The organism is Mongoliibacter sp., from assembly GCF_007692705.1.
Taxonomy (GTDB): Bacteria; Bacteroidota; Bacteroidia; order Cytophagales; family Cyclobacteriaceae; genus Mongoliibacter.
Genome location: NZ_REBN01000132.1, coordinates 1 through 19,265 on the forward strand (window position 1 = coordinate 1; position 19,265 = coordinate 19,265).

The window sequence follows — 19,265 nt, forward strand, 5'->3', positions numbered from 1 at the left end:
ATCCAAAAGGATAAAAATATTCAATCGCGATGAATGGTCACAGGCTTCGGGTGACCCTAATGTCCGGAGATTCTAATTTTCAATAAAATTTAAAAAGAATGAAAAAGTTTAATTTAGAAACGCTTAGCCTTACTTCTAATGAAGTTTTGGGAAGAAGTCAGATGAAAACAATAAGGGGAGCTAGAGATTGTACCCATACAACTACATGTGGAGATGGAACACAAACCACAGGATCAGGCCCATGTCCAAATGCAAATGATGCTTCTCTTGAATGCTCTGGTCATGGAGGAGCAACTGGTTGTGTTGCGACTGGATGTTCATGATAAATATGGGATTAGTTCAGGTTTGAAACTAATCCCTATTTTCTTTTAAAAAAAGAGAATACCAAAATGCCAAGTAGAAAGAAGTTTTGCCATTTTTAAAAATAAAATCATGATTATGATATACATTTCAAGAAGAGTTGATTATTCATTTTTTATTGTACTGATGGCAGCCATATTTTTCTCTTGTAAAGAAAATGGTATCCAATCTCAAATCCCCAAACCAGAATTGCATAAAATTGACGAAATTGTCATTGTAAGGGATACCCGGTTTAGGATCCTAGACTATCATTTAGAAAAGAGTATTTTTTTGGCTTATGATGCCATTACCAAAAGTTTTATAATAATTGATAGCAAAGGGGAAATCAACCAGGAAATAGAAAGAACGGGTGAAGGGCCAAACGAATACAACAGCAATTTACTTTCCGGTGCATTCAACGAAAAAGAAGGTGGTTATTTCCTTCAAAGTTCGAATGAATTGTTATGGTATAATGAAAAATGGGAAGTAAATAAGCGTTGGAGATTCAGCTCTTTTTTTAATGTAGTTTTCTATGGGGGGCCTAAAACCAAAACCCCTTATTTTTTTCTCAATGATGCAACATATCCTCAGGTTTTGCCCTCTTTTTATTCAAATTTTAAAATCCCTATAGAGGAAGTGGAACCCACCCTATCTTCTGGAAATTTGCTGGAGGTTTTTGATCCTTCTGACGGATCTTTGACTTGGAAGCTTCCAATCGATTTTGGTTCCTTTAGCCCTTTCAATCCAGAAGACAAAGAGTTTGACTTGACACAGGTATTTTTTCTGGATGACGATCAGAAATTACTTCGCCTTACATTTGATAATTCCCTGACTATTGGAATTTATGATTTAACACGGGATTTTGAATTGGTTAAATATGTTCAAATAGTCGAACAAAACCTAGATGATAAGGGAAAAGGTAAAACAGTCGGCTTATATCCTGCGGATGACAGTGGTTACATCCTACTCAGGTACTCAGGAATCAGTGAAGTGCAATTGGAAAAGAAAAAAAGCAATAATGAGGATTATTTCCCTCTTGCGGATCCTTCCTTGTATAAATTTTACTTTTTGGATAAGGACAATATGCTTTCCCCTCCCATAAGTTTTCCTGAAAATTTTGATCCAAATGCAGAGCTTATCCTGTTGGAGAAGGGAAAGATCTTGATGAGAGAGAAAGATAAAGAAGACGAAGAATCGACTTATTCTAGTTATGCTGTTTTTGAATTTAGATTGCATTAATATTCAAAATGTGAGATCATGATTTTAGGCAAATGAAATAACATATTACTTGCATCTTGATTGCCCAGTAATCCTAATTCAAATCTACTTTTGAAAATGAAAAATTGAAATTTAAACCTTAATCAATAACGTAACATGTAAATTTCCCTTAAAAAACACTTGTATATAACAATTTAATTTTAAATAATTCTTTTTGAAAACACCTTCCCCTTCTACAAACAGCCTGATGCCAAAGACTGTGGCCCTACCTGTCTACGAATCATAGCCAAGCACTATGACAAACTGATATCCCTAAAAGAAATTAGAGAAATATCGGAAACGACCAGGGAAGGTAGCAGCCTATTGAAGCTGAGTGATGCAGCTGAGGCCATGGGATTCAAAACCATCGGGGCCAAACTAAATTTTCAAAAACTAAAGGAAGCTCCTTTACCACTAATTGTCCATTGGGACAAGCAGCACTTTGTGGTAGTGTATAAAATCAAAAAGGATACCGTCTATATATCCGATCCTGGTTATGGTTTGATTCAATATACTAAAGAAGAATTCATCTCACGATGGATCGGTAACAATGCTGATGAGCAGACCAAAGAAGGCATCACCCTCCTACTGGAACCTACCCCGACCTTCAGGAAAATGAAATGGGAAGACAAAGAGCAACGTTCTTTAAGCTTCCTATTCAAATACTTGTTCAATTATAAAAACCTGATAGCCCAACTGGCCATCGGATTACTAGTAGGTAGTCTGTTGCAGTTGATTTTTCCTTTTATGACCCAGAGTATAGTCGATGTGGGGATCCAAAACCAGGATATCAACTTTATTTACCTGGTCCTTTTTGCCCAGATCATGCTCTTCCTCGGAAGGATGAGTGTAGAAGTGTTCCGCAGCTGGATATTGCTACACCTGACTACACGGATCAATATTTCACTTGTCTCGGATTTTTTTATCAAGCTGATGAACCTGCCCATTTCCTATTTCGATACCCGGATGACGGGAGATATCATGCAGCGTATTGGAGACCACAGGAGAATACAAAATCTTCTCACAGGGACTTCCCTTAGTACACTTTTTTCTTTTTTCAATTTGATCGTTTTTGGGGCTGTGCTGATTTATTACAGCCTTACGATTTTTTTGATTTTTCTGGGAGGAAGCGTGCTTTATCTTGCTTGGGTACTGTTTTTTATGAAGCGGCGCAGGGAGCTGGACTATAAGCGTTTTGCCCAGATGAGCCAGGAACAGAGTACGGTGATCGAACTGATAAACGGAATGCAGGAAATCAAGATGCATAATGCCGAAAAGCAAAAGCGTTGGAGTTGGGAATTTGTACAGGCCAGGTTGTTTCAGGTGTCTATTCAGTCCCTTTCTCTGGAACAGGCACAGCAGGTGGGTTCGTCTGTTATCAACGAGCTTAAGAATATCTTGATCACCTTCACTTCGGCTGTTCTGGTCATAGAAGGAAACCTGACTTTGGGTATGATGCTGGCACTCCAATATATCATCGGTCAGTTGAATGGCCCGATAACGGATCTCGTAGGTTTTGTCAGGTCTTATCAGGATGCGGCCATCAGCCTGGAGCGGCTCAATGAAATCCATGACAAGGAAGATGAAGAAAATTCTGAATCGCAATTTATAAGGACAATCCAGCCTGGAGAAGCCCTTGAGGTAAGGAACTTGGCCTTTCGGTATGTGGGAGCGGAAGACCCTGTGCTATCAGGTGTCAGCCTGACCGTTCCCCCGCAGCAGGTAACTGCAATTGTGGGTGCTAGTGGCAGTGGCAAGACCACCTTGATGAAGCTTTTGCTGAAATTTTATGATCCGACTTCAGGGGAAATCCGCTATGGGAAGCATGACCTGAAAACAGTCAGTGCAAAAAGTTGGCGTGACCAATGTGGGGTAGTCATGCAGGAGGGCTATGTGTTTAATGATACCATTGCGGCCAATATAGCTGTGGGCCAGGACAGGATCGATCAGGAGAGGTTGATAGAAGCATCCCGGATTGCCAATATCCTCGATTTTATCCAGTCACTTCCGCTGGGGTTTAATACCAAGATCGGCAATGAAGGGGTGGGAATGAGTACGGGACAGAAGCAGCGGCTATTTATAGCCAGGGCCATCTATAAAAATCCCGATATGCTTTTATTTGATGAAGCAACTTCTGCCCTAGATGCCAAAAATGAACGGGAGGTCATGGAAAATCTCCAGAAGTTTATGCAGGGCAAAACGGTATTTATCATTGCCCACAGGCTGAGTACTGTCCGGAATGCGGATCAGATCATAGTTATTGACCAGGGTAAGATTGTAGAGCAGGGAACCCATTTGGAATTGGTTGATGCCCAAGGGATCTATTATAATCTGGTTAAAAACCAGCTTGAACTCGAAAAAATAAACGGAAACTGATTATGCCACTAGCCCTTTCCCAAAACGATAACCTACACCTTCGCTCGGATGAAGTTCAGGAGATCATCTCCAGGCCTCCTGCCTGGCTGATAAGTTGGGGGATTACCCTTGTATTCCTAATGCTGTCACTTTTGATAGGACTGTCATTTTTGATACGGTATCCTGATTTTGTAGAGGCCAAGGTTTTGGTGACCACCGCAGATCCGACAGAACGTATATCTTCAAGATATACTGGACAAATTGAGACTTTATTTGTGAAAAATGGAGATAAAGTGGGCATAGGACAGCCTTTGGCTGGGATCAAGAGTACTGCAATAATTGAAGATGTACTTTCTTTGAAGGCAGTATTAGAGAATGAAGCATTTGGAAAGGAAAATGATTACTCATTTCCTATTGAATTATTCTCCGACATGGTTCTGGGTGAAATAGGTTTGTCCTTTCTGGAATTTGAAAGGAGCTATATGGAATACAGACTGATAAGAGAGCTCCAGCCGTTTACCGGACAGGTGGAAGGCACCAAAGCTTCGATAGAAGAGATTAAAAAAAGGATCAATAGTCAGCATGCCCAAAAGGAATTGCTTGACCGCAGGCTCTACCTGGCTAAAATCGACTATGGGCGCAATAGGGGTCTTCATAAGGATGGCATCATTGCTGATAAGGATTTTGAATCCAGAGAAGTGGAATACCTTCAGATTGAGGAACAGGTCAACCAAATGACCATTTCCATTTCCCAATTGCAGGAAGCACTGAATACCGCCTATCAGACCATCAAAAACACCAATATCAATCGGGAAGAGGAAGAAACTAGGTCATTGAAAGCTTTGATTCAATCATATCAGGGATTAAAACGGAGTCTAAGGGATTGGGAATACACCTATCTGATAAAGTCTTCAATCCATGGAGTCGTCAGTTTCCAGAAAGTCTGGGGTGCCAATCAACAAGTTAATTCCGGCGAGCTGGTATTTACAGTACTGCCGGACAACAAATCAGAATTAATGGGAGCCATGAAAATATCTCCTCAGAATGCAGGGAAGGTGAGTGTTGACCAAAAGGTATTGATCAAATTGGACAATTACCCTTTTCAGGAATATGGGGCCTTAATCGGTAAGATTTCCAGCATTTCGGTGTCTCCTGATGACGAGTTCAATTATTTGGTTTATGCCTCATTGCCCAATGGGACTATAACTTCTTTCAACCGGGAAATCCCATTCAATCAGGAGCTTTTGGGAAATGCGGAAATCATCACGGAAGAGTTAAGTTTGGCAGAGCGGTTGTTTTTCAAGTTCAGGTCAATCATGGTTTATTAGGATGAAATCGAGGTTAGAACTATTCCTATATTATAATGCATGATTATCCGCTTTCTTGCCAGTAGAAACTAATTAGTGGAATAAACCTATGATTTCAAGCCAATATCAATGAATATCCAATATCTATTAGTATCGGATTGATCCAGGTGCTCATTTAAATTGGTTAGTGGTCTAATTGCGGATATACATATTATAATGAATGTCTTAATCATTTGAAGAAGAAGAATAGGAAATTTTATATTGGAATTAAGTTTTGATATGATTAGTAAAAAGTGCCTTATGTAAATACAAAATATTCAGTCGCGATGAATGGTCACAAACTTCGGGTGACCCAAATGTCCGGAGAATTTAAAATTTAATAAAATTCAAGAATTATGAAAAAGTTAAGTTTAGAAATGCTGAGACTTACTTCCGATGAAGTACTTGGAAGAAGTCAGATGAAGAAGATTACAGGAGGGAATGATAATGTTTATTATTGTCAATGTTTTGATTCCGCTGGCAATACTTATGGTGGCGAAGCCTATCTTGTTAGTCATATTGATGTTGCAATGGCTATGACAATGGATAGGTGTCCAGCAGGTGGTGGTTGCGTTATGCAGTAATAAATCAATAATCATCGAATTATTTTGGCCATATTTCAAAAAAATATGGCCAATTTGTTGCTAATCGGTTGAGTAAATAAAATCACATATAAACCTTTTGGCAATAGCTAGAGACGCATCTCCCCCCTTCTTCCTCCACAAAAATACCTGCAAATCCAAAAACATCTGTTTTCCTTAGCCTGTGGCTTCGGATATCTGGTATTTGAGCCTATGGCTTAATTACAAATGGAGTTAAAAACTCCAAAACTAAAAGTCCAAAGGCAAAGCCTTTGGACAACCGGACAACTGAAAATTACGGGAACCTACTACCCCCCTTCTTCCTCCACAAAAACACTGGCAAGGCCAAAAACACCCCCACAATACTGAATATCAATCCTCCTATGGTGCCTATGGCAAGTGAAAACCAGAATATTTCATTTTGCCCTTCCATAATAAATGGAATCAAACCAAAGCAGGTAGAAAGGATTGTCAGCATAATGGGCACTGCTTTTCCTCCCACTGCTTTGATCACATTCCGGTTGTAGATTCCTGTTTTCCTATTGTTGAGGTCATTTACGATAAAGATGGCTGCATTCACCGCCAAGCCACCCAGCATCACAAAAGCAGCATAGCCTCCTTGATCAAAATAGAAATCGAACAGGGAGAAAATCAAAAACAAGCCAATAAAAGAAATCGGAATGATGACAATAATGTAAAAGGGTTGTTTTAGATTCTCAAAAAGAATGGAGGTGATAAAAAATATCCCCACTATCAATACCAAAATCAAACTGTACTGCCTTTTGGCTTTGTCAAAATTCAAGAACCCGATGTTTTTCTCAGCAATGTAGCCTATCGGCATCAAGGTTTTCATTTCCTCCAAAACCTCGTCCAGGTATTCATTGCCAAACTTCGCCGAGCCCATATACTCAAAAGCCACAAGCCTGATATATTGTCGGTCCTCTTTGTGTAATGCTGAAGTGGTTTTCTCTTTATTCAAGGTGCCAAAGCTGCTGACTTTAAAAATCCTGTTTTCTCCTGCAATCATGCTTTTTTCCTCCAGATCAAACTTGGAATAAGAAGGAGATTTTTCTTCTCTCACAACTACTCCATAATTCTGTTCGTCCAAGGTCAAATAGGTAGAAGGCCCCTCAGGTTTGGAAACATCTCTTAAAGCTGAGACCAATTCGTATTGATTGGCTCCCTGCAGTGACATGGCATTTTGGTCCAGCCTTAAGACGAATTCTTCTGACTTCAGCTCATTCCAACCCAATCGTTCATTGGTATTGACCTCCTGAATCCTTTTATGTTGAAGTAGTTTTTCAGCTAAAACCTCTGCCTGCCTTTCCAATTCATCGAAGTTGTACCCTTTCATTGTCACCCTAAACGACGGGGTACCCTCTCCCCCTGCACCTGTATAGAAACCTTGCCCCACTCCCGTGATCACCCACCTCGCACCAGACCAATCGGTAGACTTGACGGATAGCCTTCCCTTCAACTGATAGGGCAAAGCTCCTTTTTCATAAGCCTCTTTGAAAGTAATAACAATCTGCGCGTACTGTCCCGAAGGGACATAGGTCACGAACTGATCAATTCCCTCCACACCCTTGAGGTAATTTTCAAACTCACGGATAATGAAATCCATCTGATCAAGGGTGTTTCCAAATGGCAATCTTGCATTAACATACAACCTGGTTTTTTCGGCTTCCCTATAACTGGATTTTTCGAATACTCCTCTTACAAACATCCTCAAAGATCCACCCAAAGCCTTATCCACATAAGGCCGCATTTCCTCCTGATAAAAAGTACTCCCTATCGTCTTATTATACCATTCCTGTCCTTCCCACTTATTTGGGAGAAAAAATACGGGAAGTCCAAAAAGCAGGAGCAACAAGATTACAAAAGTCTTTCTAAACCTCGCTACTAAGCCAAGCCCATTGGAATATAGTCTGAATGCCTTGGCTCTTTTTCTAAGTTGGAGAAAACTGAGTTCCCTTCCTTTTTTGGCTTTATCTCCAAAAAGCAATTGGTACATAGCAGGCGTAAAAAACAAGGCTACCAAGAGCGATACACCCAACATGACAGAAACCACTACAGAAAACTCGCTGAGGTTTTTCCTGTCTTCTTCGGGAAGGAAAAACACAATCATCAATGCGGCTATTGTAGTCAACGAAGCCGCCAATAATGCTACAAACACATTTCTATTGCGGTGCTTGTGCAAATGGTCAATCATGATGATCGCATTGTCCACGATCAGACCAAATGAAATGGTCAAGCCTGCCAAAGAATACAAGTGTATGTCCACTTCCAGCAGGTACAGAATAATGGCGGTGATGCTGAGGTTGACTACTATTCCCAGAAAAAGCGTAGAGAGGTACCTAAGATTTCTATTGATGATAAAAATAAAAACGATCAGAATCAAAATCGACAATCCTGAGCGTTTATATATTTTTGTCATTTCCTTTTCCAGAAATTCCGTATCGTCATTTTCCAACCTGACTTCCACCCCCGCCGGCAGAAGCTGACGGGCTTCATCCATGGCCGCTTTGATGTTTTTGGCCAAAAGTAATTTATTGACCCCATCCCTATTGATGATGGAAAGCGTGACAGAATTGTTGCCGTTGATTCTGTAATAAGATTGCGCTTCTGCTTCTTCTATGGTGATTTTGGCCAGGTCTTTCAGGAACACCTCTTTCCCTGATTGGGTGCTGATGATCAGGTTTTCCAACTGGGAAATACTTTGAAGGGAGCGGTCTACCTGAATAAAAAGTGTCTCATCTCTGGTGTTGACAACAGCGCCGGGAAAGGACCTTCCAAAGGCTTCCCTGATGACAGACTCCACCGCAGACTTACTTAGGTTATACCGCTGAAGCCTTTGTATATCATAAGTCACATACAGTTGGAGATTATTGGCCCCCCGAACTGCGATTTCCTCGACTTCATCAAATCGGTTGATGGCGGATTTGAGTACATCCTCTGCAATTTTTTTGATCTCAAAAGTAGCAAACGGCCCATTCACCGAATAGGTCAGAATGGGGGTTTTCATGTCTGTTCTCCGCTCTTCAGATTGGGTCACCAAAGGGTAACTGACTTTGGGATCCAAGGATGGATAGACCTGACGGATGATGGAGGAGACTTCAAATTTCTTGAATTCCATATCCGTATTTTTGTCAAAACGCAGGGTAATATTTCCCCTATCGTAATTGGACACAGAATAGATCCTTTTGAGCTCTGCGAGTTGGGATAAGGCTCCCTCAAGTGGGGAAGTAGCCAATTTTTCAACCAACTCCGGGGAAGACTGGGGCACACTATAGCTGACAGTCAATACAGGCTCCCTTTCTCTGGGATTCAGGTCCACAGATAGCTTGGGCACCAAGGCAAAACCTATGATACTCAGTACGACAAACGCTATGATTACCCTAAATGGAGTCATGGGTAAGTAAAATTTTTGATTTTAGATTTTAGATTGACGCAGTTTAATTTCTCCTAAACTTTACATTTATGTTTTTCACTTGCTCTCTGTTTTCTTTTATTCAAAACCTTCGGGGTTTTAAAAACCTCAAAGGTTACTTCCCGCCTTAAACCTTCTACTGATAAGCTAACTTTCAACCTACTAATACACCAAATCTAAAATCTTAATTCTAAGATCTAAACTCCCTCCCTTTTCCCGCCAAAGCCCAATACGCCAATGGCACGAAATACATGGCGGTAAAGGTTCCTATGGTCAGGCCACCGATCACGGAAAATACCAAAGGACGCTGCAAATCCGCTCCCAAGCCTGAACTGAATACCACCGGCAATAATGCCAGAATGGTAGTCACCGAAGTCATCAATATGGGCTTGAGCCTGATTTCACCGGCCTCAAACATTGCCCTTTCCAAGCTTTCTTTCGGACTTAGGATATCAGCATATTTTACCCTTAGGCGGTTGATGGTGTCAATTTTCAGAATAGCATCATTCACCATTATCCCCAACATCACCACCAAACCTATTGCAGACATCACATTGAGTGATGATCCGGTCAAAAGCAGGACTGTAAAGGCACCGGCAATTCCCAGTGGCAATGTAAAGATCACCACCAAAGGCTGTATAAAACTCTCAAACTGTGCTGCCAATATGAAATAAAGCAGGAGTACGGCAACCATCAAAATCCCCAAGAGCTCGCTGATGGTTTCCCGGTCTTTGAAATACTGCCCGAAATAGGAAATACCCAGGTTTCTGTCATTCCCCCAGCGGCTGATATCTTCATTATATTGGGTAGGATTGTCCGATTCCAGGTATATAGATTGAAAAACCCCTCCCTTATCAGCAGTGACAAATTTGTAATGGTTTTCATAATCAAAACGTATAAAATTGCTCAAGGCATATTCATTTCCATCATTCCCCTGCACATAAGAAGACCTGAGCAATTCTTCAAAATTGGCCTTTTCAGCCTTCAGCTTGATCGGTGTTACTTCCCCAAATCGTTTGATATCCGTAATTCCATATACTCCAAAAAGTCTTTTCACCTTTTCTTGCAAATCTGCGGGTTTGACTCCATATGTTGCCATTTTGGAGGACTCAAGTCGAAAAATTACAGAAGCTTCTTTTTGTAACCCAGGCCCTCTGGAAAATTGCTGAACAGGAAATTCCGACAGCCACTCATCCATTTGCCTTTCTTCCACAGGCCTCTTTGTAGAGAGGTCCTTCCACCTTACCTCATAAAATGGCATGTTGGAAGCAAAGAGCTGATCAAAAGCATTGGGCGCATCTTCTATTTGAAGGATGGCATTGGGATAATTTTGATGGATCAACTGCTCCAGTCTCTGCATTTGTCGCAGCTTTTCATTTTCGCTTTCGAAAAGAAAATACAGTGTTGATTCCTGTAGGGAGCTTTCCCCGTCAAAAAGCAAAAATTGCCTTACCCCAACATCCCCTTCCGCCTGAATATAGGCACCTTTTAAAGCCTCAAGCAGGGAAAGTACCCTGTCTTTATTCTGAGTCACTCCAATGGGTTCATTCCAGTTGACAGTAAGCATGGCATCTACCTTTTCTATAGGTGGAAGTCCTCTCGTCTCCAAAAGTAGGGATAAGGCAAGTCCAAGGGGTATCAGGATGACAAAGAGCGCAAAGCTCAATTTCCTTTTCTTGAAAATCTTTATATACAGTGATTTGTAGCCTTTCAGTATTTTCAAAAAAAGCTTAGAATCTTCATGTATAGGGGCTGATTCGGATTGGTTTCTGAAAAAAAAGCGATAGAGCATAGGCAAAAAGATAAATGCCACCAAGAGGGAAACTCCCAGAATGGCAGCAACGGCTACAGCCTGATCAAAAAATAAGGCACCTGAAATACCCGAAAGAAAAACCAGAGGTACAAAAACCGCCAAGGTTGTCAACACAGAGCTGATCAAAGCGGACATCACTTCATTCACCCCTTCCACGCAGGCTTCAAACAAAGGCAGCCCTTCTTTTCTCTTTCTTGTAATGTTATCCAATACGATGATGGAATTGTCTATCAACATTCCCAGACCAAGGGCCAAGCCGGAAAGTGAAATGACATTGATGGAGATATCGAAAAAGTAAAACACCAGAAAACTGATGATCAGTGAAGAAGGCAAAGAAAGCCCAATAATGATGGGAGTACGGTAATTTCCCATAAAAATAAACAAAACCCCAAAAGCAAAAAGCCCCCCAAAAAGCAAGCTGGTCTGCAGGTTACTGATACCGGCATTGAGCAGCACGGATTGGTCCTGACTTAAGGCAAATTCCACCTGTGGGTAATCTTTTTTAAAAATATCAACCGCCTCATATACTTTCGGAAGCAGTTCGTTCATTTTTGCAGCGGCCTGTTTGTGGACGGTGATGACCAACCCTTCTTCTTCTCCATAAAGATGATATCCCAAAGGTTCAGCTGTTTCATATTGGACAGAAGCTACCGTACGCAAATCCACTGTCACACCTTCCGAAGAAGTTACCGGAAGCTTCAAGATATCTTCAGGGCTTTCCACACGGGTAGCCAATCTTAGGTAATACCTGAACTGCCCATCTTCCACGGAAATTCCCGGTAGTTCTTCATTTCCATATTTGACAGCATTGATGACATTTTCTTCGGTCATTCCCAATCCACGCAAAATCTGGATTTTAGGACTGACGGTGATCATGCGCTCTTTTTTGCCATTGATATCTACCAGAGATACTCCTTCAAGTTGCTCAATCCGTTTTTTCAGTACATTTTCTGTCAGCAGACTGACTTCTGTAAAATCAAACCCGGCTTTCGGCACTACCTGAACCCTTACTACTGGAATGTCATTGGTATTGATTCTTATCACCTGAGGCCTGCTCAAGTCTGCAGGCAGGGAATTGGTCAGTCGGTCGATTTTTTCATTGACTTCAATATAGGCCAACTCCATGCGGGTTCCATAATCAAAACTCAGCCTGATGGTCCCTACCTCCGAACCAGCCTTACTGTCCATATCTTCAAGCCCGCCCAGAGTCATCAATCCCTCCCGGATAGGAGATAGCACATTTTGCTCAATGGCTTCCGGAGATGCATTGGGATAATTGACTTTTACCAGAATCTGGGGGACATCTATTGGCGGTAAAAGGGAAATAGGCAAAGTTCTGAATACAATGACCGAAAAGACCATCAAGGCCAAAAATGTCATCAGAACAGCAATGGGTCTTGCCAATAAAAATCTAACCATGGCTTAATCTTTTATGGGCTGCACGGGTGCCTGATGCGCGAGCTGCAGGTTATTGCTGATGATTACTGTTTCTCCTGCTTCCAAGCCTTCCAGGATTTCCACCTCTCTGCCATTATCCTTACCTGGCTCTACATAATTCCATTTGGACTCATTGCCATTGACTACGGTAAAGACTACAGGTCTTCCAGATCTAGACACTACCGCCTGCTTGGGCACAACAATGCTGTTGTTCTGTGGTGCTTTGATCACTGCCCTGGCATTCATACCGGGAAGAAGCCCTTTACCACCGGCTACCTGGATTCCCACCTGAACCAAACCGTTTTCATCTACTTTGGGGTTGATGCTGCGTACTTTGCCGGTAAGTCCATTTCCTCCTGATCCTACCGGAATAATTTCAGCAGCCTGACCAAGTGCTATCATGTGGATATCCGATTCCAGTACTTTGACTTTGAGTTCCAGCTGTGAAGGATTGATGATTTCCAACAATTCATCGCCAGAATTGACCAAACTGCCATTTTTGATCTGTATGTCTGCTACTCTTCCTGAAGTAGGCGCTTTGATAATGGTTTTTTCCAAATCCAATTCCGCTTCCTTCAATTCCAGTTGGGCAGTGAACAAGCCGCTTTTAGCCATCAATTGATCCCTCACAGGTATAATCCTGGCAGAATCCCCAGAGGTAAATATTCCGTCAAAACTCAGTATTTCCGACTGATAGGTGGCCTCAGCATTCTTCAGATTGATTTTGGCTTTTTCAAGTTTAAAAAGGCTTTCGGTCTGATCCAATCTTGCCAAAGTTTTTCCCTTTTCCACATAATCCCCCTCCTTGACTTCAAGTTCATTCAAGTAGCCAGGTCTTTCTACAATTACTTTGATCTGATCCAAGGCCTCTATTTTTCCGGAAGCATTGATCAGGTAATCAAAAGTTCGTTTTTCTGACATGGCCACCCTCACCGGAGTAGCCTCCACTTCATTCCTAAAACTGTCCATAGGCTGCTCCTGAGAAGTCGTTTTCTCCTCAGAACAGGCGAAAAAAGTAACTAAAATTGGGACAAAGATCCAGCGTATTTTTGAATGCATAAAAACAGGATTTCAAATTGAATTTTAAATAAACTAAGAAATTAGAAAATTCAAAAGAAATAGACGAAAAGATGATATGACAAGAATTTTTTTCCAATTAATTAATTTTAACTCACTTCATTTTTACAGACCTTAAAAACAAATAGTTAAAGTCTATAAAAAAGCAATGTAAACTTTGATTTGAATACTCCTTAAGGATTTTAGTAAAGCTTTTTCAAAAAAATGCATACTTGTGGCTAGACTAAACCTATCTAAAATCCTACACTCTTTTCTTTAAAAAAATTTCTTTGCGCCTTTTTCAACGTACAACATTATATTCTAGACTTTCCAAATATATTTGCTCGGTTTTTGCGCTGATTGCTAAAACTTTATCCCCCTAATACCCCTGCATGAAGAAAATCCTTTTGCTGTCTTCCATGATGGCATGGACCACTTGGTCAACACTTGCACAGAGCAATCCTGATTCTGTCAAAATATTCCGCTTGGAACAGGAAATCGAAGTCCTGAAAAACTACAATGAAAGCCTGCAACAAAATCTGGAGATCACCAATAAAGCCATCAATGATCTTGTCATCGACAAAAACATCTCTGATGAAACAAGATGGACTTCCATCAAGTCCAGTATTATTCACTCCACACAAATCCATAAAAAACTGAGTGATGACATCATCAACCTCAAATCCAGAATGACCGACCAAGAGTATCAGGGATTTATCAAATCTTTGGGGAGCATTGAAGGCGGGCCTTTGGGTTTTTCTCTGGAGGAAGTCATCATGGAGTCTGCCAAAAAAATCGGAATTTTTGAAAGTAAAACCAAAATGGACCGGTTCCTTGAGGTCACCAACAATGTGCTTTCCAGTCCACTCACCTCGGGCATTCCATTTGTTTCCCAGGCTTTTTTCGCCTCAAATTCTCTGGTCAATATCGCCTACAGTTCCATGTTGACAGAGAAAAAACCTGATTTCGAAAAACTCGAGAAATTTGAAAATGAACTCAATAAATATCTGGTCTATTTCTCTGCATTGGACAAAGCCAACACACTGAACCAATCCTCAAACTATGACAGGGTGGTTCTGTTGGAAAACCTACAGTTGGAACTGCTTTCCAAGCTCAATAAGGATATGACAAAATTGGGTCAGAAAATGCCCGACAGGTTGGGTTCTGAAACTTTGGATGCTTACTTCAACAGGGTTTTGGGTGAGTTTTCCAAAGAAAATGTAGAGCGCCAACTCAATCAAGTGGAAAGAAAATACAGGACCTCAAGAGGTCAGGTCAACTATGCTGCTTTGATCCAAAATGAAACAGATCTGAAAAACTACAGCAATCAGATAAACAGTACTGTGGAATTGGCCAAGAAGTTTATACTTTATTATGACAATTTCTTTGAACTGGCTGACAATTATCAAATCAAGGTGTCCGAAGCTTTGGACCTGGCGCATCAAAATGGCATCATCCAAGGCAAAAAGGTAAATGGAAGCATAGAGAGTTCACAACAGGTTTATGACCGGATTTCCAGAACATTGAGGGACAAAAAAGTCGTCAGGGACAACGGCATCAAAGACAGTATCAATATTGCAGATTTGAAGCAAAAAATTGAGAAGGTGGATGAGTATAGGTTTTTGTAACTTATATAATACTTATGCGAAATCATGATAATAACCCTTTAATGCAGGCATTTGGATATTTATTGATACTCGATATTGATTGATATTAAATAAACTAAATTGTTACTGGGAAATTTTGACAGAAAATATCGGGATTCAAGGGCTTTTTTTTGGAAAGAATAATTGGAAAACAATCCATCATAATGATTAAATTCAGGTATGGAAAAGGAAGACAAAAGTTCATTGGTAAAAGAGCCCGATTTGAGTTACGGGAATTATACCTATGCTGACTATTTGACTTGGGAAATGGAAGAAATGACCGAGCTGATCAAAGGAAAGGTCTTCAAAAAAGCAGCTGCAGCGGCAAGAAGAATTCACCAATGGCTAACAGGTAACCTGTATACAGAAATGAATCTATTTTTGAGAGGAAAAAAATGCCAGGCCTATATCGCTCCATTTGATGTTCGGCTCCCGGTAAAATCAAAAAGGGATGATCAAATCCATACTGTAGTACAACCCGATATCTGTGTAGTATGTGACTTGGAAAAACTGGACGAAAGAGGTTGTGTGGGTGCTCCGGATTTAGTGGTGGAAGTGTTATCTGCAGGCAACAAACAAATGGAACTTCAGCGCAAATACGAGGTATATGAAGAATCCGGTGTCAAGGAGTATTGGATCGTCGATCCAGAAGGGAAAACTGTTTTGATCTATACCTTGACTCAAGGAAAATATTCCGCCTCGCGCTGGATGACAGTAGGTGACGTAGCCATATCCTCAGTCATCAAAGGCTTTGAATTGGATTTGGAGGAGTATTTTAAAGAAGCCTAAAATCATATTTATATATATCCGAAAATTTTACCACTAACCAATTTTAATAAGGGGACTAGATCAACCGGATACTGATAAATCCTAATACCCATACTTCCCCTTCCACCTGGAATTCAAATACTTTCTCAATTCATTCTCACGGGCATTGTTGCCGGGTTCGTAGAGTTTGAGGTTTTTGATTTCATCGGGCAGGTACTCCTGCGCCACAAAATTCCCTTCGTAATCATGTGAATACTTGTACTCCTTCCCATAATTCAAATCTTTCATCAGCTTTGTAGGAGCATTCCGCAAGTGCAAAGGAACCGATAGATCTCCCTTTTCTCTGACCAATGCCTGGGCTTTGTTGATGGCTATGTAAGACGCATTGCTTTTGGGACAGCTTGCCAGATAGGTCACACATTGGGAAAGGATAATCCTTGCTTCAGGGTAACCTATAATTTTGACAGCTTCGAAGCAATTCGTCGCCAGCAGCAATGCATTGGGATTGGCATTCCCTATGTCTTCAGAAGCTAAGATCACAAGGCGGCGGGCGATGAATTTCACATCTTCCCCTCCTTCTATCATTCTTGCCAACCAATACACCGCTGCATTGGGATCAGAACCCCGGATGGATTTGATAAAGGCGGAAATGATGTCATAATGCTGTTCACCGGATTTGTCGTAAAGCGCTACTTTCTGTTGCGCAATCGTGGTGACTTTCTCATTGGTGATCACACATGTATCTTCGTCCAAACCATTGATGACAATCTCCAACAGATTGAGCAGCTTTCTTCCATCCCCACCCGAAAGTCGCAGTAAGGCCTCTGTTTCCTTAAGCTCTACCTCTTTCTTTTTAAGCAAAATATCCTTTTCCAAAGCCTGATGGATCATGGCTTCCAACTCAGGCCTTCCCAAGGGATTCAAGGTAAAAACCTGACATCTGGACAGCAGTGCCGCATTGACTTCAAAGGATGGGTTTTCTGTCGTAGCTCCGATCAGACGGATTACTCCTTTTTCCACAGCTCCTAACAGCGCATCTTGCTGGGATTTGTTGAAGCGGTGGATTTCATCGATAAAAAGTACTACGCCCATCTGGAATTTGGCTTTTTCAATCACTTCACGGATATCCTTTACGCCGGAACTGATGGCACTCAGGGTATAAAAAGGTGCTTTGATTTCATTGGCAATGATATTGGCAATGGTCGTCTTGCCCACCCCTGGAGGTCCCCAAAGGATCAAAGAAGGCACTTGCCCACTTTTGATGGCCCTGTACAAAAATGTATTCGGCTTGGAAAGGTGCTCCTGTCCAATCAGGTCTTCTAATTTGGTTGGACGCATTCTTTCTGCTAGTGGGGTATTGCTCATCGATGATGCTGATATTGGCTTGAAATGGATTCTTTCTTGAATACAATATTAAAAAGATATTGATAGATATTAATGGATATTGGATATTCGGAACTTTAGCATTAATAAAAAAACAATATGTATATCCGCAATTACACCACTAACCAATTAAACATGGGGCCTAGACCAAGCTGATATTAATAGATATTTGATACTCATTGATATTGGCTTGAATTCATAAGTTAATTCTATTATGAAGATTCTACCGGTAAGAAAGCGGATAATCACTAAAAACAATTAAAAAATTGAAGCTATTAGACTTTCAGCATAATTCGATGAAATCTTAAAATAGAATTCAGCGATTTGAGCGATATCCTCAACAGCTTGTGGTGACCAAATTACTTTAGCCACTCTTTTATCATCTTTTTTGCTTCCTCTGAAGAATAACCCTCTCCTCTTTCCGATTGCTCTAAGCCTATTTCAATTTTTTGAAGCAAAAGTACCCGTTCCATCAATTCTTCTACTGAAAACTTATCAGGCATACTTTTTAAGGTCTCAAGTAGTTTTTCTTTCGTAATCATCTCCTTTTTTTCATAAATATATAAAAGAAACCGCTTTTATTGAAGTGATGGTTCAAATGACCAAAGCAATTATCTCTATCCTTTCTATAGTACAAGATTTTGTACAATATAAAAGAATCCCTAAATTTGTTAAAAGCTTAATTCTATGGAAATTACAACTTACTCTAATTTTAGGCAGCACTTGAAATCATTTCTGGATAAAGTTTTCACCAACCGTGAACCGGTATTTGTTACCAGGTCAAATGGAGAAGACGTTGTAGTAATGTCAAAATCAGATTATGATAGCATGCTCGAAACTTTTCACTTACTGAAAAGTCCCAAAAATGCTGAGCGACTTTTGAAAGGGATAGAAGAGTATGAAAAAGGTTTGGGTAAGGAGAAAAACCTATTGGAAGATTAAAATTTGTGCCTATGAAAATCATTTTTTTAAGCTCAGCATGGGAAGATTACCTCTATTGGCAACAGACTGACAAGAAGATCCTTAAAAAAATCAATGAATTAATCAAAGTGTCAATGCGCAGCCCTTATGATGGCATAGGCAAACCCGAACCGCTTAAACACGAACTTTCAGGCTGGTGGTCAAGGAGAATCAACCTTGAACACAGACTGGTCTACAAAACGGATACTGAGGCAATCTATATTCTACAATGCAGATACCATTACTGAGGAGATTAGATGGAAGGGTTTATTTTCCCAAAGTAAAACATTTTACGTTTACAGCGTAAACCTTTTTAAGAGCTTTATTTCCACTTATTTTGACGAACCTTCTGCTGTTTGGCAGGGGGATATTTCAATTGTATTTCACAAAGTATATTTCCACTATATCAATCCAATATCACAAAGCAAATATCCATCCATATCAACCTAGTATCCATAATCACATATTTCGCCGAAGGCATATTTCTACCTTATTTCACGAAGTATATTTCTACTCTATTTCAGTAAAGCTATATTTCTACCTTATTTCCAATATTTTCTTCCCAAAACTCTCCAACATCTCATCATCAAAATCCAAATGCGTAACAAACCGAATTTGATCTTTTCCGAACTTGACGGCTTTGATACCCTGAGCATCCAATTTTGACAACTTTTCAGCAGGGGTAATGCCGGATAACTTGGCAATCACAATATTGGTCATCACAGGGAATACTTCAGATACCAAAGCATGATTTTCCAACATAGCCCCCAACTTTCTCGCCCGCCCATGGTCTTCTTTGAGTCTATCCACATGATGATCCAAAGCATAAATGGCAGCAGCAGCCAAAAAGCCAGCTTGACGCATGCCTCCACCAAAAGCCTTTCTGACTTTCCT

At 40.6% G+C, this 19,265-nt stretch carries 15 protein-coding genes; 9 read left to right on the forward strand and 6 right to left on the reverse strand.

The features are described 5' to 3' along the window. The first annotated feature begins 213 nt into the window (after positions 1 to 213). The 5 genes from EA341_RS07225 to EA341_RS07245 all read left to right on the forward strand — a co-directional run bounded on the left by EA341_RS07225 (position 214) and on the right by EA341_RS07245 (position 5,881). Positions 214 to 372 (forward strand): hypothetical protein, encoded by a 159-nt coding sequence (locus tag EA341_RS07225; RefSeq protein WP_293012623.1) that lies wholly within the window; start codon positions 214 to 216, stop codon positions 370 to 372. Between the two features lie 60 nt (positions 373 to 432). Further along, the gene (locus tag EA341_RS07230) at positions 433 to 1,578 is read left to right on the forward strand and encodes a hypothetical protein (protein ID WP_293012624.1); all 1,146 of its coding nucleotides are present in this window, start codon (positions 433 to 435) and stop codon (positions 1,576 to 1,578) included. A gap of 186 nt (positions 1,579 to 1,764) precedes the next feature. After that, a complete protein-coding gene (locus tag EA341_RS07235; protein ID WP_293012640.1) occupies positions 1,765 to 3,972 on the forward strand; it encodes a peptidase domain-containing ABC transporter in 2,208 nt (735 codons plus the stop codon). 2 nt (positions 3,973 to 3,974) lie between these two features. Beyond that, positions 3,975 to 5,279: an HlyD family efflux transporter periplasmic adaptor subunit gene (locus EA341_RS07240; RefSeq protein WP_293012627.1), complete on the forward strand. Its 1,305-nt coding sequence runs from the start codon at positions 3,975 to 3,977 to the stop codon at positions 5,277 to 5,279. A gap of 374 nt (positions 5,280 to 5,653) precedes the next feature. Beyond that, a complete protein-coding gene (locus tag EA341_RS07245; protein ID WP_293012628.1) occupies positions 5,654 to 5,881 on the forward strand; it encodes a hypothetical protein in 228 nt (75 codons plus the stop codon). Between the two features lie 292 nt (positions 5,882 to 6,173). Here EA341_RS07245 and EA341_RS07250 read toward each other — a convergent pair whose 3' ends face one another. The 3 genes from EA341_RS07250 to EA341_RS07260 all read right to left on the reverse strand — a co-directional run bounded on the left by EA341_RS07250 (position 6,174) and on the right by EA341_RS07260 (position 13,617). After that, entirely contained in the window at positions 6,174 to 9,290 is a 3,117-nt protein-coding gene (locus tag EA341_RS07250) for an efflux RND transporter permease subunit (protein WP_293012629.1), read from the reverse strand. A gap of 208 nt (positions 9,291 to 9,498) precedes the next feature. Beyond that, on the reverse strand, positions 9,499 to 12,540 hold the full coding sequence (locus EA341_RS07255) for an efflux RND transporter permease subunit (protein WP_293012630.1): 3,042 nt from the start codon (positions 12,538 to 12,540) through the stop codon (positions 9,499 to 9,501). A gap of 3 nt (positions 12,541 to 12,543) precedes the next feature. After that, positions 12,544 to 13,617, reverse strand: coding sequence for an efflux RND transporter periplasmic adaptor subunit (locus EA341_RS07260; RefSeq protein ID WP_293012631.1), 1,074 nt, complete (start codon positions 13,615 to 13,617; stop codon positions 12,544 to 12,546). A 389-nt stretch (positions 13,618 to 14,006) separates the two neighbouring features. On the opposite strand from EA341_RS07260, the gene EA341_RS07265 reads away from it, so the two are divergent. Together EA341_RS07265 and EA341_RS07270 are read left to right on the forward strand one after the other, a co-directional pair. Further along, positions 14,007 to 15,242 (forward strand): hypothetical protein, encoded by a 1,236-nt coding sequence (locus EA341_RS07265; RefSeq protein ID WP_293012633.1) that lies wholly within the window; start codon positions 14,007 to 14,009, stop codon positions 15,240 to 15,242. A gap of 198 nt (positions 15,243 to 15,440) precedes the next feature. After that, positions 15,441 to 16,049 carry a Uma2 family endonuclease gene (locus tag EA341_RS07270; protein WP_293012634.1) on the forward strand — a complete coding sequence of 203 codons (609 nt, stop codon included), beginning with the start codon at positions 15,441 to 15,443 and terminating at the stop codon, positions 16,047 to 16,049. Between the two features lie 81 nt (positions 16,050 to 16,130). On the opposite strand, the gene EA341_RS07275 is transcribed toward EA341_RS07270, so the two are convergent. Both EA341_RS07275 and EA341_RS07280 read right to left on the reverse strand, forming a co-directional pair. Beyond that, complete coding sequence (locus EA341_RS07275) at positions 16,131 to 17,393, reverse strand: replication-associated recombination protein A (protein ID WP_293012635.1); 1,263 nt, start codon at positions 17,391 to 17,393, stop codon at positions 16,131 to 16,133. A gap of 377 nt (positions 17,394 to 17,770) precedes the next feature. Further along, complete coding sequence (locus EA341_RS07280; RefSeq protein ID WP_293012636.1) at positions 17,771 to 17,953, reverse strand: hypothetical protein; 183 nt, start codon at positions 17,951 to 17,953, stop codon at positions 17,771 to 17,773. 145 nt (positions 17,954 to 18,098) lie between these two features. Here EA341_RS07280 and EA341_RS07285 point away from each other — a divergent pair, with 145 nt between their 5' ends. Both EA341_RS07285 and EA341_RS07290 read left to right on the forward strand, forming a co-directional pair. Next, positions 18,099 to 18,353 carry a type II toxin-antitoxin system Phd/YefM family antitoxin gene (locus EA341_RS07285; RefSeq protein WP_293012637.1) on the forward strand — a complete coding sequence of 85 codons (255 nt, stop codon included), beginning with the start codon at positions 18,099 to 18,101 and terminating at the stop codon, positions 18,351 to 18,353. A gap of 11 nt (positions 18,354 to 18,364) precedes the next feature. Next, positions 18,365 to 18,619, forward strand: coding sequence for a Txe/YoeB family addiction module toxin (locus tag EA341_RS07290; RefSeq protein ID WP_293012638.1), 255 nt, complete (start codon positions 18,365 to 18,367; stop codon positions 18,617 to 18,619). 289 nt (positions 18,620 to 18,908) lie between these two features. On the opposite strand, the gene EA341_RS07295 is transcribed toward EA341_RS07290, so the two are convergent. Continuing rightward, positions 18,909 to 19,265, reverse strand: a 357-nt coding sequence (locus EA341_RS07295) for a beta-eliminating lyase-related protein (protein ID WP_293012639.1), incomplete at its 5' end; no start/stop codon positions are given.